Annotated in this window: 13 protein-coding genes; 2 read left to right on the forward strand and 11 right to left on the reverse strand. The window is 32.9% G+C overall.

The features are described from left to right. Positions 1 to 21: 21 nt before the first annotated feature. Genes HYD3684_RS02065 through HYD3684_RS02110 form a run of 10 tightly spaced genes read right to left on the reverse strand, consistent with a single transcriptional unit; the run spans position 22 to position 11,788 of the window. Positions 22 to 1,221 (reverse strand): hypothetical protein, encoded by a 1,200-nt coding sequence (locus HYD3684_RS02065; RefSeq protein WP_015419035.1) that lies wholly within the window; start codon positions 1,219 to 1,221, stop codon positions 22 to 24. Continuing rightward, the gene (locus tag HYD3684_RS02070; protein WP_015419036.1) at positions 1,202 to 2,179 is read right to left on the reverse strand and encodes a hypothetical protein; all 978 of its coding nucleotides are present in this window, start codon (positions 2,177 to 2,179) and stop codon (positions 1,202 to 1,204) included. Before HYD3684_RS02070 ends, HYD3684_RS02065 begins: the two co-directional genes overlap by 20 nt. Further along, complete coding sequence (locus HYD3684_RS02075; RefSeq protein WP_015419037.1) at positions 2,172 to 4,031, reverse strand: 2Fe-2S iron-sulfur cluster-binding protein; 1,860 nt, start codon at positions 4,029 to 4,031, stop codon at positions 2,172 to 2,174. The genes HYD3684_RS02070 and HYD3684_RS02075 overlap by 8 nt, the downstream gene beginning before the upstream one ends. Next, the gene (gene pyrF, locus HYD3684_RS02080) at positions 4,021 to 4,695 is read right to left on the reverse strand and encodes an orotidine-5'-phosphate decarboxylase (protein ID WP_015419038.1); all 675 of its coding nucleotides are present in this window, start codon (positions 4,693 to 4,695) and stop codon (positions 4,021 to 4,023) included. Before pyrF ends, HYD3684_RS02075 begins: the two co-directional genes overlap by 11 nt. Then, complete coding sequence (locus tag HYD3684_RS02085; RefSeq protein ID WP_015419039.1) at positions 4,688 to 5,539, reverse strand: DUF86 domain-containing protein; 852 nt, start codon at positions 5,537 to 5,539, stop codon at positions 4,688 to 4,690. Before HYD3684_RS02085 ends, pyrF begins: the two co-directional genes overlap by 8 nt. A gap of 44 nt (positions 5,540 to 5,583) precedes the next feature. Further along, a complete protein-coding gene (gene mnmG, locus HYD3684_RS02090) occupies positions 5,584 to 7,416 on the reverse strand; it encodes a tRNA uridine-5-carboxymethylaminomethyl(34) synthesis enzyme MnmG (RefSeq protein ID WP_015471339.1) in 1,833 nt (610 codons plus the stop codon). A gap of 5 nt (positions 7,417 to 7,421) precedes the next feature. Continuing rightward, entirely contained in the window at positions 7,422 to 7,946 is a 525-nt protein-coding gene (locus tag HYD3684_RS02095) for a thioredoxin fold domain-containing protein (RefSeq protein ID WP_015419041.1), read from the reverse strand. After that, complete coding sequence (locus tag HYD3684_RS02100; protein WP_015419042.1) at positions 7,943 to 9,115, reverse strand: pyridoxal phosphate-dependent aminotransferase; 1,173 nt, start codon at positions 9,113 to 9,115, stop codon at positions 7,943 to 7,945. The genes HYD3684_RS02095 and HYD3684_RS02100 overlap by 4 nt, the downstream gene beginning before the upstream one ends. Positions 9,116 to 9,129: 14 nt before the next feature. Further along, positions 9,130 to 9,795, reverse strand: a complete 666-nt coding sequence (gene sfsA, locus HYD3684_RS02105; protein WP_015419043.1) for a DNA/RNA nuclease SfsA — start codon at positions 9,793 to 9,795, stop codon at positions 9,130 to 9,132. After that, on the reverse strand, positions 9,785 to 11,788 hold the full coding sequence (locus HYD3684_RS02110; protein WP_015419044.1) for a hypothetical protein: 2,004 nt from the start codon (positions 11,786 to 11,788) through the stop codon (positions 9,785 to 9,787). Before HYD3684_RS02110 ends, sfsA begins: the two co-directional genes overlap by 11 nt. Positions 11,789 to 11,836: 48 nt before the next feature. Here HYD3684_RS02110 and HYD3684_RS02115 point away from each other — a divergent pair, with 48 nt between their 5' ends. Continuing rightward, positions 11,837 to 12,889, forward strand: coding sequence for a glycosyltransferase (locus HYD3684_RS02115; protein WP_237698622.1), 1,053 nt, complete (start codon positions 11,837 to 11,839; stop codon positions 12,887 to 12,889). Between the two features lie 9 nt (positions 12,890 to 12,898). Then, on the forward strand, positions 12,899 to 13,537 hold the full coding sequence (locus HYD3684_RS02120; protein ID WP_015419046.1) for a lysophospholipid acyltransferase family protein: 639 nt from the start codon (positions 12,899 to 12,901) through the stop codon (positions 13,535 to 13,537). Here HYD3684_RS02120 and HYD3684_RS08490 read toward each other — a convergent pair. Next, positions 13,534 to 13,665 carry a hypothetical protein gene (locus HYD3684_RS08490; protein ID WP_255348077.1) on the reverse strand — a complete coding sequence of 44 codons (132 nt, stop codon included), beginning with the start codon at positions 13,663 to 13,665 and terminating at the stop codon, positions 13,534 to 13,536. The genes HYD3684_RS02120 and HYD3684_RS08490 overlap by 4 nt on opposite strands. Between the last annotated feature and the right edge of the window lie 280 nt (positions 13,666 to 13,945).

Raw genomic sequence — 13,945 nt, forward strand, 5'->3', positions numbered from 1 at the left:
GTGGTTTATCATGTACCATCTTCATAGAGCAGCCCGATGCATTTCATTTTTGCTTAGTGGTTGTTTTAAAAACCAATTTTCAGCAATACCAAATAAAAGCAAAATCAAAGGAAGATAAAGGCTCCAAAAAAAAGTAAACAAAGATCCAAAAAGCTGATACACCATTGTAGCCACAAAAGGTATAAATAAAAAATCCTCTTGTTTAAAAGCTTTTAAGCTAAAACTAAATTTTAACACCCTCCAATAAAACCAAATAAGTCCTATAAGCCCAATAAGACCCTTTTCTATGTATTCTGACAAACCTTCAAAAGATTCAAACTTTTCAAGACCAAGCTTTGGATCTAATTTTAATCCACTTCTAACCCCATGTCCTATTAGAATAGCTACTATATTTTTATCCTTAATATCCTTATCTATTACTCTAAAAGCGTGTATCATAATTTTATATCTTAAACTTGAAACTGTGTTTAACTCTTTTGTGGTAATCTGCTCGTGTTTTAGGATTTTAACAATTACATCAAACCTAGGATCTTTTCTAAAAACGTAAAACCCGCCTATCGAAAGCACAAGCACCGAAGCGGTTAATATTGAAAGCACAAGTTTTTTGGAATAACTACCCAAAGATGCACTTAAAAAAACGCTTAGCCCTGCCAAAAACCCAAGCAAATCAGATCTTTTTGTACTAAGTACCACCATCAAAGTATAAACCAAAAAAAGCCCTAAAAACAAAAACCTTTTCCAATCTTTTTTATATAAAAAAATACCAATGCTAGAAAAAGCTAAAATAGAAAATATAAACCCAGCATCAAAAGCCCCACCAAACAAAAGCATCTCATAGCCTTTTAATTTTATATTGTAAAGACCCACAATTGTAAGTGGGATCCCGATAAGACAAAAGTAAAAATTTATCTTTTTAGCAAAAGCTAAATAATCTATATCAAGATAATTTTTTGCTAGATATAAAAGCATAAAAACAAGCTCTTCAATAGCATGGTTTATCTTTGATATATTAAACAAAATGCTTGATATGAGCCCAGGGGTTATATAAGTGAATATAGGAGCCGTCAAAATACCTTTTAGATTTTTATTTTTAATCTCGTCGTACAAAAGCACCAAAAGATATATCACAACAAAAGCTTCAAAGATTGTTATAGATATAAAAAATGTAAAAACTAAACACCAAAGGAGTGTATACCTTATCTTACCTAATGAGATCTGCATACTCTTTTGATAGTTTAAAAAGTTTTTTTGCGTTTTGGATAGCGCTGTCTTTGTTTTCTATATGTGGGTCTTTTAGTAAAAACGATGTAACTTTACCCCTAACGTAAGCTCTGTAAGATTTGTAAAAGTTTAAAAATATATCAAAATCTTCGTCTTTTGTAGCGCTTTTATAGGTATCTTCGTATATTTTAGCAAAATCTCTATAACCCTTAAGATCAAGCTCCATTGACAAAAAACACATGTCGTTTATCTGATCTTGTATTCTAAACCTATCGTTAAACTCTATAGCATCCATTATACATATGTTATCTTTGTCTATTACCACATGCTCTAACCTTATATCCCCGTGTCCATCTATAACATAGCCTTTTTTTTGCCTTTTGTAAAAAAGGTCTTTATGCTTTTTATAAAAGCTATTTACTTTGTCTTTTATAAACTCGTAATCTTCTTGTTCTATGGTTTTACCTATAAATTCTTTAGTTTGCTCAAAATTCTCATCGGTGTTAAACTTCATTTGATTGTATACGTCAAAATCATACATCTTCTTACTTTGAGAGTGAAAATAGGCTATTTTTTTAGCCACATTTTTTATATCCTCTTCTTTTAAAGAGTTTAGTTTGTTTATCATAAAAAGTTCATCTTTTACCCTTTTCATCTTAACGGCGTACTCTACCACCAAAGCCTCGTCAATGTCTTCTTGGGAAAGCTCGTAAGTGTTGTTTATTTTTATTATAGGTATCACACCAAGATAGACATCTTCGCAGAACCTTTTGTTTATTTCAAGCTCTTTGTAAGAGTAAAACAGCCTTTTTTCTAAGGTTGAATAGTCCAAAAATCCAAAGTTCACCGGTTTTTTTATTTTATAAACAAACTCATCTGTGATGATGACAAAAGAGCTATGAGTCTGAATTAGTTCACCTTTTAGTTTGTCTTTGAGGTAAAACACCACTTCAGACATTGATCATAGCTTCCTTGTTTTTGTTTTCAAGGTTTTGTAGCAGTTTGCTATGCTCTAATATCCAAGAGCTGTTGTAAACTGATACCTCTTTTTTGTAGTCTGTTTTAAACATCCCTTCTTTGTAAGAGAAGGAATTTCCTATACCTGCTAACTTTGGAAGCTCTTTTAGTATATCGTCGTCTATTGGGAAAGGTAAGACTTTTGAAACTTTTTTTAAGCCTCTCAACGTATGGATAGTACCATCTTTTTCACCGGTGAGCTTCATCGGTATACAGGTATCTGCTAAAAGAGAAAGATCGCTCTTGAAAGGTGTTACAAGGGTTAGTTTTGTGTTTTTAAAAGCCTCAAATACAACATCTTTATCAAAATAATCAAATAAATCTTCACCAAACAGCAGCACTGATTTTATTTCACCTTGCTTAATCATTTCTAATATGAGACCTATATCTGTTATTGGTATATCTTTTAAAGCTTCGTAAAGACCAAGTGCGTTTGTTTGTAAAGGTATTGGCATAACTGGGGCGTCTATTTTGTTAAGCATATTCCCAAGCTTTGAAGCCTCTTCATATCTAAAGCTGTAAACATCTACTATTATAGCTGTATCCTTGTCTATTACATCATGGATTTTTTCTATGTCTATGTAGGTTGGCTTAAATTTATCATCCCTTGATTTTTTATTGGATGTCTTATAGACTTTGCCGTTTATCCTATAACTTACCACAGGGGCAACTGAACTTATATCATCTCCTATAAACACGAATTTGGTTTTTGATGTAATATCGTCAAGATGAGCTATTGGTTTGTTATAGGCTTTTAAAAATGGAATTAAATCAACACTAATTACAGAAGATACGTAAGAGCTTACTTTTTTAGCTATCTCTAAAGCTAAACTTATCTCTTCGTTGGTCATAAAAGGAGATATTATGACTGCCATAGGTTTTTCTTTGAAGTTTTTGTTTATTATCTCTATTGGCTCTGAGAAGGGAAATCTGTTTTGATTTGTGATGGGTTCTTTTATTCTGTTGTCGTTTAACATGTCGTATCCAAAAAATATCTTTGCGCAGCTATCAAGTTCTTTTCCTGGTTTTGTCCTATAAACTTGAGCTTTTGACTTCCAGTCTCCTACACCAAACTCAAGCTCTATGTTGCATCCGGTGGGGCAATTGAGACATACGGTCTCTTCATTTTTTAAAAGCCAGCTTCTAGACCAGAATTTAAAAGGTTTTGATATGATAGCACCCACTGGGCATACATCCACGCACATACCACACATATCACAAGATGATGTATCAATGGGTCTTACTGTTGGGACTATGTTAGAATCAAACCCTCTTTCTTCTACATAAAGGGCTTTTGCTTTGTTTATATAATCACATACCCTTGTACATCTGTAGCACACGACGCATCTATTTGAATAGTACTCCAAGTAATCACTTTGCCAATCGTGTTCTTCTCTGTGCTTTTCTAAAGCTGATACTGGTACTATCTGAGTTTGTGGTCCATAAAGAGCTCCATAGTTTTGCAGATCGCATTCACCAGCTTTATCGCATATTGGACAATCAAGAGGATGTCTTGTCATATAAGCTTGCAACAAGTAAGCCTGATTTTCTTTTACAGCTTTTGCTTGGGTGCTGACTCTAAGACCTTCTTGTATTTGAAGTGTGCAAGATGGTATAACGCGGTTTTGATTTTCTACAAGCACTATACAAAGCCTACAAGAACCAAGCGCTGGCAATCTATCAAGATAGCAAAAATAAGGAATTTCTATACCCACAGAAAGCATGTATTTTAATAAATTTTCTCCTTTTGGAGCTTTATATTCTTTGCCGTCTATAAATATACTAACTTCCATGGTAACCTCCTAACATATTTAATATACTAAAAATTGTTTCTTTTGGATTGGGGCTATTAAATATACTCCTTCCCATAACAATTATATCCGCTATCCCACCGACTTCTTGTAAGCTTACTACCCTTTTTTGATCGTCTTTTTTGTCTTTATCAAGCCTTACTCCTGGTATAACGGTTTTTAAATTTGGAAATTTATTTTTTATACTAAAAGCCTCAAAACCAGAACATACAACACCATCTAAATTGCACTCGTTAGCAACACCAGCGAGATTTAAAACCATCTCTTCTAAACTATACCTAGAACCTAAGAACTCCAAATAAGATGAGTCATGAGATGTTAGTATTGTAACCCCTATTATATTTGTATTTCCTTTTATATCTTTTAAAGGACTAAGCATTTCTTTTCCACCAAGCGTATGTACGGTAAGATAATCTATGTTGTTTTTTGCACAAATTTCAACTGATTTTAAAACGGTGTTTGGAATATCGTGAAACTTTAGATCCAAAAACACTTCAAAGCCCGATTGTTTTAGGGCTTTTAACAAAGAAAAACCCTCTTCTAAAAATACTATAGGTCCTATTTTTACAACTAGTGGAAGACCTTCCAATTCTTTCAAAATGTTCAAAGAACTTTTGTCATCTATGGCTAATGCTAGTTTAGGCATTTTTTACAAGCTCTTTTACAGAAGCTGATAACTCTTTTATATATGTTTCAAAATAAGGTAACAGCTTTTTTAAAGCTTCATAAAACTCTTTGTGATCAACATCCCATGTGGTTATTAGTCTGTTTTTTAACCTCATCATATCGTAAGCTATATTTGGATTTTCTATTATATTTGCTTGAGCCATTATAACAAGACAATCGTCAGAGGGATTTTTTAGTTTAAACTTCGGCGATAGATGCCTACATATATCAAACAAAGCATCGTATGCTACCTGATAAAAGTATTTTGCCCTATCAAAATACATTGGTTTTGATAAGAACTCTGCTTCGTCTTTTGATAGTACAAACCTTAGTTTCTCAACAGCATCTTTTATATGTTTTGCTTTTTCGTTTAGAAGATCATAATCTATCAAAAGATAGTTCTTTGTGGTAGTTTTTATATAGTTTATAATTTGCTCAGCGTAATCTCTAAAAAGTTTTATGTGAGTGCTAAGAAAATCGTATAAATAAGAAGGGTCTATATCCTTTTTAAGATCTCTATAGTTTATATAAAACTCCGATAAATCTTTCATATCTTTGGCAAAAGGAAATCCTAAGCTTTCAGAAAGCTCGTAAAGACAGTGTTTTGTGGTTTTTATATTTAACACTTGGGATATGTGTCTACATGGTCTCATGGCGGCTTCAAAAGCTATGTTGAAATCTGTTCTTACTTTGTCTATTGCAAGTTTATTTTGTACAAAAGATTCTTTTGGGAGTTTGAGATTTTTTAATATATCTTTATAGGCTTTTTCAAGGTTTATGAAGCTTTGTACTATAAGCGATATGTTAAAGCCTTTGGTTTTCATCTTATGTATTATAAACTAATTTTATATTTTTTGTATGCCGTTTGTTAGCCTAAAATGCCCATATGTATTAGTATTGCGCTTATGGAGGCTGGTGTGATACCATCTATATTTTTTGCTTGAGCTATAGTGGCTGGTTTAAGTTTTTTTAGTTTTTCTATAGCTTCTTTGGTGAGACCTTTTACGTTTTCATAATCCATATCTGGTGGTAATTTTATATGTTCAAACATCTTGAGCTTTTCGTTTAATTTCTTTTCTTTTTCTATGTAATATTCGTATTTTAATATTATTTCTGTTTCATCTTTTATATAAGGATTTTGAGGCACGTCAAAGCCAAGTTCTTTTAATTTATCAATGCCTTCTATCGCTATTATTTGAGATAAAGTATAGGGTTTTGGGTTTTCACCCAAGTTTATAACGGTTTTTTGGCTTTTATAATAATCAACATAATAGTTGATCCCGTTTAAAAGCTCTTTGGCAAGTTTGTAATCTTCTTCATTTAAAAGCCCAAGATTGTGAGATAGCTCTAAAAGTCTTTCTGGTGCATTGTCTTGTCTTACCGATAATCTATATTCGGATCTTGATGTAAAAAGCCTATAAGGTTCTACTATTTCTTTTGTAGTAAGATCTTCTGCCATAAGTCCTATATAGCTGATAGACCTTGGTAATATTATAGGTTCTTTGTTGTTTGCCCTTAAGCCGGCGTTTATACCTGCTAATATTCCTTGTCCTGCGGCTTCTTCATAGCCTGTGGTGCCGTTGAAGTTTCCAGCGTGGAAAAGCCCTTTTATCTTTTTGGTTTCAAGCGTTGGATATAGCTCCAAAGGATCCACTATATCGTATTCTATAGCGTAAGCGGGTCTTATAAGCACTACGTTTTCAAGCCCTTTTATAGTCCTATACATCTCTTGCTGTATGTCTTCTGGTAAGGATGTGGAAAGCCCGTTTGGGTATATTTCTATAGTATCTTCTCCTTCTGGTTCTAAAAATATTTGATGCTGGGCTTTTGATTCAAACTTTACAACCTTATCTTCTATAGACGGGCAATACCTTGGGCCCACTCCTTTTATAAGACCACCGTAAAGAGCTGTTCTATGTAAATTTTTTCTTATTATCTCATGGGTTTTTGGGTTTGTATAGGTAATATAGCAATTTATTTGCTTTTTATTTGGCTCAAACCAATAGCTTCCTCTTGGGTCTGAAAACAATGAAAATTTGGGTGCTGGTTCATCGCCGGGGGCTATCTCTAGCTCATCAAAATTTATTGTTCTTTTATCAAGTCTTGCAGGTGTTCCCGTTTTAAACCTTTTTAGAGTAAAACCAAATCTTTTGTAAAACTCATCTAAATTTGTAGATGGGGGTTCCCAAGCTCTACCACCAGGAAAAACTTTATCACCTATAAATATCTTTCCGTTTAAAAATGTACCTGTGGTTACCACTACAGCTTTGCATTGATATTCTATGCCAAGTTTTGTTTTTACTCCAATTACTTTATTATCTTTTACAAGTATATCTATTACTTCATCTTGCACAAGGTATAAGTTTGGTATGTTCATAAGGGCTTTTTTCATATATTCTTTGTATTTTAGCTTGTCCGCTTGAGCCCTTGGTGCCCATACAGCCTCACCTTTTCTTCTGTTTAGCATCTTAAATTGTATGCCTGTAGCGTCTATGGCTTTTGCCATTTCCCCACCTAGTATATCTATTTCTCTTACTACAATGCTTTTTGCTATACCACCTATGGCTGGATTGCAAGACATCTGTCCTATGTTATCTATGTTTATTGTAAAAAGCCCAACACTATCGCATAGCTTTGAAGCGGCTATAGCTGCCTCTATACCGGCATGTCCTGTCCCTACAACTACCACATCAAATTTCATATATTTTAAGATAAACAGTTGTTGGCTTTTATGTATGAGTTTATATCTTCTTTTTTATAGCTTTTAGTAGTTATAAAGTTTATAACACAAACCATCGTTTTTGGTTTTACATAGCCTGGCACGTTTAGTATAACCTTACCTTCTTTATTTAAGAAAAATATATTTGGATAGGCGTTTACTCCAAGGTCAGAAGCTATATCTTCTCCAGTGCCAATGAGCTTATGGTTGTTTATAACTAATTTGTAAAGTTTTGAAGTATCATCTGCCAAAACTGGTGCTACTTCAACGTTTTTTAAAGCTTTTATAAGCTCTGGGTTTGTGGTGATATCGTGTTGGAGTTTATGACAATATGGACAATCGCTACTTTCTATTATAAGCATCTCGTAATCTTTTGAAGGTATCAAACTCACTATTGGTACATTTTTGCTGGAGCTTGATTTTAGATATTCATTTACGCCGTTTTGCTTAGAACAAGAAGCTATCAAAAGCCCAATACTAAAAAATAAAGATATTTTTAAAAACTTTCTCATAGACTTCTTAAAGCCTCGTTTATACGCTTAACACCTTCTGATAAGGTGTCTTCAGATACGCAGTAAGATAGCCTTGCCCAGAAGTCTTTTCCAAAGGAAGAACCAGGTACTAAAGCTACGTTACCTTTTTCTAAAATATAAGAGCTCATTTCTATATCGTCTTTGAAGTTGCTTTTATACTTTGTTAAATCTATAAACATATAAAAAGCGCCCTTTGGTTTCGAATAAGGTATGTGGTAGTTTTCTAAAATATTTATAAGATGTGATCTTCTTTTTGAAAACGTATTTTTCATATTTTCTATAAAAGCTTTTGAATTATCGTTTTTCAAAGCTTCTAAAGCACCCCATTGGGCAAAGCTTGTGACATTTGATACACTTTGACTGTTTAAATCAGCTATAACCTTTGCATAAGAAGAAGGGCAAGCTACATATCCTACTCTCCAGCCTGTCATGGAAAAGGTTTTGGAAAAAGCGTTTATTGTGAAAGTGATGTCTCTTGCTTCTTTACTAAAAGATGCTGGACTTACCATATAAGCCCCGTCGTATACAAAGTGTTCATAACATTCATCGGATATAATAAATATATTCCTTTCTATGCAAAATTCCACAATCTTTTTAAGGTTTTCTTCTGATATGACAGCACCTGTGGGGTTTGAGGGTGAGTTTATTATAACGGCTTTGGTTCTTGGGCTTACGTATCTTTTTAGTATGTCAAGCGTTAGTTCAAAATTGTTATCCTCTTGAAGCTCTGCAAACACAGGTATTCCACCAAATAGCCTTATCTGTTCTGGATATGTTACCCAATAAGGTGAAGGTACGATAACCTCATCTCCTTCGTTTAATATAGCCATAAATATAAGAAATAAAACCATCTTAGCTCCAGTGGATACTACTATTTCCGAAGGACTATACTCTACGTTGTTTTCAGTTTTTAGCTTTTGTGATAGTGCTTCTCTTAAAAGCGGAATACCAGAGGATGGTGTATATTTGGTTTTACCTTCTTTTAAAGCTTTTATGCAAGCTTCTTTGACGAAATCAGGCGTATCTATATCTGGTTCACCTGCTCCAAAGCTTATTATATCTATACCTTTTGCTTTTAGCTCGTTAGCTTTAGCGCTAACTGCTAAAGTGGGCGATGGTTTTAATGTTTTAACTCTATCTGCAAGCATAGAAATATTATAAATCAAAAAACCTTTGGTATCTGGCTTTTTATAAAAATTTCATTCTCTGAGGTATAACAATCAAAACAAAGTATGTCTAAACCAATTTCTTTGGCTTGTTTTAGAGCTTCTGAGAAGTTTGGATCTGTTTCTTCGTTTGGTTTGAAGGCTTTTGCATCTGGTCTTTGTACCACAAACACTATCATAGGTTTATATTCTTTTGTGATGTGTATATTTTTTAAAAGCTCAATGTGTTTTGTGCCACGTTCTGATGGTGCATCTGGAAACATGGCTATTTCATCTTTTACAAGGTTTACAGATTTTGTTTCTATGAGAACCTCGTTGTTTATTAGTATATCAAACTTATGATTATCACCATATTTTGGTTCTAGTTTTAGGCTTTTAATATCAAACAAATTCTCTTTTCTTATAAAATCTAAAAACAATTTAGGAGCCAGCAAAGAGTCGATATAAACCCAATGTCCATTTTTATTCACAGCTTTTAAATGCCAGTTGTATTTGCCACCTTCTTTTTTCTCCAAAAGACCCTTTGCTCCTTTTACCAAAAGCTCTGGCAGTCTTCCAGTGTTTCTAATGTGGACAAGGGTTTCTTCGTTGTCAACGATAACTTTTGCTACAAACCTGTTTAGTCTTTCTAAGACTATACACTCTTTGAGGTCAAATTGCATTTATAAATTCAAAGTCGCTTTCTTCAGAGCTGTGTTTTTTGTAATCTTCTTTATCGTCTTTGCCTTGTTCTTTGTCTTGCGAAAATTCCATTTGAGATTCTATGGTGGTGCCATTGATGGTTATATTTTCTACGCTAAAACCAAGGTTTTGTAGATTTTTAAGCAAATCTTTTATTTGAGAATCTTTGTATACAAGCTCTGTGTTTGTATTTATTGTTATAGATAAATTGTTGGCATTAAATCTTATCTGAAGATCCGTTCCGTCGTCAAGTTTGATAGATACATTTTTCATCAACACTGGATTTTTTGACTCTTTTAGCACAGTTTTTTCTATTTCTTTAAATAGGTTATCTGCTTTTATCTCGTTTGTTTTATCTTGAACATTTGCTTGCAGGTTTTGACCCATGTTGAAGTTTTGAGCATCGCTTTGATCTTTTTTATCTTGTTTTTGATTTTCTTCTTTAAAAGCCTGTAAACTTGAAATATCTTTCACTAGACCTTCTATAGGATTTTTTAGGTTTTGTGTCTCAAAAATAGGTTTTCCGTTTAAAATGGAATTATCAAATACATCTTTATATGTTTTATCTAGATTCAAAGCGTTCATATGCTTTTGTATATGTTGTTTTACATCTTGGATTGAGCTATCAACGTTATTAGTTAGTGCTTTGTTTGTGGTATCGGTATTTTTCATATCGCTTGTATCGGTTTTTATAGCGTCTTGATTTTGAGGGGGTATTGGTTTATCTTTTGGAGCTTGAACATCGGCTTGTGCTATATTTTGGCTATCGGAGCTTTTAACTTGTATATTTGGAGTATCAGATTTTAAAGAAGGATCTTGTGGTATGGCTTGTTTGGTAGTTTCATTGGGTTTGTAAACCGTAATAGAATTGTCAGCTGTGGTATCGTCATTGCCTAAAATCTTATTATCTATTGAAGATGGATCTTTGGCGCTATCTTTAGATTTTAAATCTATACTTGGCTTTATATCGTTGTTGGATAATTTTTTGTTTGGGTCATCTTTTGTTGTGCTTAAGGGTTTATCTATTTTGATATTTTTATTATATGAAGTATCTATTGTAATCTTTATACCTTTAAAAGAATATTCAAAAACATTTTTATTTGAAGTATCGCTGATATAACGAGCGCTGATAGTAAGAAAATCAAGACCCCTTTTGATGTTGGTATCATTTGATGCTTGAGATGAGGTGAGATTGTCAGTGTTGGAGATGTTTGTCTTGATAGCTTGATCATCTTCTTTTGGGGTAGTGTCCGCATTGTTACCAAGATCTTCGGTAGGAGCAGGATCTTGGTTAGATATTTTTGAAGATGGTATATTATTGGCATTTTCATCTTTAGATTCAGGTTTTTGGGCTTTTATGGAAAAAATAGGAATAGAGGTATCATCTTGCTCTAAAACCACGCTAAAAGAAAAAGAAGATATGTAAGATGATATATCTTTGTTTGATAAAATGTATTTGTCAAGATTTGACAAGGTAGAGCCAAGAAAATCGTTAGTAGTAGTAGATACATATTCTTCTTTTATTGATATAGATAAAACAAAATCTTGGTTTTTGCTTGGGTTTTGGATATCTTTTATGATATCATCTATCGTACTTAGGACGTGGTTATCTTTAGTGGTATCTTTAAGCAGGTTTTCAACATCTTTTAGTACATTTACAATGTGAGATTTGGCAATGCTATCTATTTTTGATATATTTATTTTTATATTGTCTTTAGAAGATTCTTGGTGGATGTTTGTTATAGCGTTTGACATAAGAGAGCTTATATTTTGAAAAAGTGTTAGTATATCTTGAAAAAGTTTGTTTATGTCTTTTGGTATATTTGAATCGTTTTTTGGCTTTTGGGAAAAACTATCAAGTAAGTTTGAAAAATCACCATAAGCGGAGTTTGTAGAATCCGCCGGCGTTGGAGGTGGTAAAGGTATAGAGTTTACTCCTATTAAGCTATCCAAAGCCCCTAAAACATTTAGCATATCATAAATATAATAATTCAAAAACAATAGCTTATGATATATAATCATATGATGAAGATAGCCCATGTGATAAATACACTTGCAGGTGCAGGCGCTGAAAGGGTCGCTTTAGATGTTTTTGATTGTTTAAAAGGATATGATCAAGAGTTTATAGTGGCTAAAAACATCATAGATTATGAAATAGATTTTAGACCTAAGATATTGTTTAATATTAAAAAGAAGCCCTTTTATATACCAGCTTTTATATATGAGAAAATCCTTCTTAATAAGCTATCCAAGGCTTTAAAAGATTTTGATGTGATAATATCCCATCTAAGGGATATGAATACAAGGCTTTGCCTTCTTAAGAGTAAAAATCTTATAAAAGCAAAGCTTATAATAGTAGAGCATGTAACAAAAGAGCTTTACTCTAAAAAAGAGATAAAGTATATAAAAAGTCTTTATAAATATGCAGATATAGGAGTGGGTGTATCAGAAAAGGTTGTTAAGGATTTGGAAGAATACGGAGTCAAAAAGACAGTTCTTATAGAAAACGCGATAGATCACGATAAGATAAAAGCGCTATCTTTAGAAGAAGATATAACCTTTGATAAATTTAGTTTTTTAAGCGTTGGTAGGCTAAGCGAGGATAAAGATTATCCCACACTTTTAAAGGCTTTTAAAATAGCAAATATAGATGCACATCTTTTTATAATAGGAGAGGGCTCCAAGAAAGAAGAACTTTTAAATCTTTCTAAAAGCCTAAAAATAGAAGATAAGGTTAAGTTTTTAGGTTTTAAGAAAAACCCATTTCCATATGTAAGAGCTTGTGATGTGTTTGTTAGCTCTTCAAAAAGAGAGTCTTTTTCCATGGTGGTGTTAGAAGCAATGGGTCTTGGTAAAGCAGTTATATGTACAGATGTGGTGCCCTTTGCCAAAGATGGTTTTAACGCTTTGGTGGTGCCAAAAGAAGATGAAGAGGCTCTTTCAAAAGCTCTCATAAAAATTTACCAAAATAAGAATTTAAGAGATAGCTTATCTCAAAATGCATTTTTGTTTTCACAATCTTATTCCAAATCTTATTTTTGCGAGAAATATAAAAATATCATTACTATGCTATAATACTCTAAGATGGAATGCCCAGATACAAAACTTGGGAAATATGTGATAAGACCTCTTTGGTTTGGTATAAGAGGTATTTTTAGAAATGTATTCAATATTAGGGCTTTTAATATAGAAAATATAGAAGGGCTTGAAGGGGTTATTTTTGCATCAAACCACAGATCTCATCTAGACCCACCGGTGTTAAACGCTTTGGTAAAAGAACCTCTTTATTTTATCGCCAAAAAGGAGCTTTTTGAAGCACCTGTCATAGGGTTTTTATACAAACATATGAGGGCTATACCAGTCCAGAGAGGTTCTGGAGATTTTGGAGCTATTGAAAAGGCTATAGAGCTTTTAAATATCGGTTGTAATGTTTGCATATTCCCAGAGGGAAGAAGAGCGCCGGCTGGGGAGTTTTTAAAACCAAAAACTGGTGTTGGTATAATGGTTGTAAAAACCAAAAAACCAGTGATACCAATATACATTGAAAATACGGATATAAATTTTCCTATAGGAGCAAAGTATCCAGTGCCAAAAGTGCCTATAAACGTATACTTTGGAAAGCCCATTCATTTTGGAGATTTAGAAGATAACATCCAAAGCTACAAACTTGTGGCAAACACCACAATGGAGCACATCAAAGAACTTGCCTACAATAAACGTTAGTTAGCCTCGTTTAACACCTTCTCTATCTTTTGATAGTACTTAGTCCTTATCTTAGCTAAGTTTACAAAGCCACCTTTACCTTCTATGGCGTGACCGACAAACAAACTTTGAAGCGTTTCTTTAAACAATTGTTATTTCATTTTCACGCTTTCCTTTAAACATCAATTATACCATAGGTTTTGGCGATATTGTATAGTTTAATAAGTCATACTCACCATACTAATCATAACTATCATACAAGTCATACAAGTAATCAAATCATGTGAATTTTCTTATTTGCAATGATGCTAATTAGTAAATTTTCAGTTTATTTATGATTTTTGACAGTATAGTGGTGGATTTTATAAAATTTTTTGCTTTTGTAAAAACTGTTAGTTTGTTATCAAAATCTTAAAAAACTAAGTGTTA

Origin of the sequence: Hydrogenobaculum sp. 3684 (assembly GCF_000213785.1) — a bacterium.
Taxonomy (GTDB): domain Bacteria; phylum Aquificota; class Aquificia; order Aquificales; family Aquificaceae; genus Hydrogenobaculum.

Excerpts from the sequence above, each read along its gene's own strand:
- HYD3684_RS02095 (WP_015419041.1), bottom strand. The coding sequence starts at position 7,946 with ATGAGAAAGTTTTTAAAAATATCTTTATTTTTTAGTATTGGGCTTTTG.
- HYD3684_RS02120 (WP_015419046.1), top strand. The coding sequence starts at position 12,899 with ATGGAATGCCCAGATACAAAACTTGGGAAATATGTGATAAGACCTCTT.
- HYD3684_RS02075 (WP_015419037.1), bottom strand. The coding sequence starts at position 4,031 with ATGGAAGTTAGTATATTTATAGACGGCAAAGAATATAAAGCTCCAAAA.
- mnmG (WP_015471339.1), bottom strand. The coding sequence starts at position 7,416 with ATGAAATTTGATGTGGTAGTTGTAGGGACAGGACATGCCGGTATAGAG.
- HYD3684_RS02110 (WP_015419044.1), bottom strand. The coding sequence starts at position 11,788 with ATGCTAAATGTTTTAGGGGCTTTGGATAGCTTAATAGGAGTAAACTCT.
- HYD3684_RS02085 (WP_015419039.1), bottom strand. The coding sequence starts at position 5,539 with ATGAAAACCAAAGGCTTTAACATATCGCTTATAGTACAAAGCTTCATA.
- sfsA (WP_015419043.1), bottom strand. The coding sequence starts at position 9,795 with ATGCAATTTGACCTCAAAGAGTGTATAGTCTTAGAAAGACTAAACAGG.
- pyrF (WP_015419038.1), bottom strand. The coding sequence starts at position 4,695 with ATGCCTAAACTAGCATTAGCCATAGATGACAAAAGTTCTTTGAACATT.
- HYD3684_RS02070 (WP_015419036.1), bottom strand. The coding sequence starts at position 2,179 with ATGTCTGAAGTGGTGTTTTACCTCAAAGACAAACTAAAAGGTGAACTA.
- HYD3684_RS02100 (WP_015419042.1), bottom strand. The coding sequence starts at position 9,115 with ATGCTTGCAGATAGAGTTAAAACATTAAAACCATCGCCCACTTTAGCA.
- HYD3684_RS02115 (WP_237698622.1), top strand. The coding sequence starts at position 11,837 with ATGATGAAGATAGCCCATGTGATAAATACACTTGCAGGTGCAGGCGCT.
- HYD3684_RS02065 (WP_015419035.1), bottom strand. The coding sequence starts at position 1,221 with ATGCAGATCTCATTAGGTAAGATAAGGTATACACTCCTTTGGTGTTTA.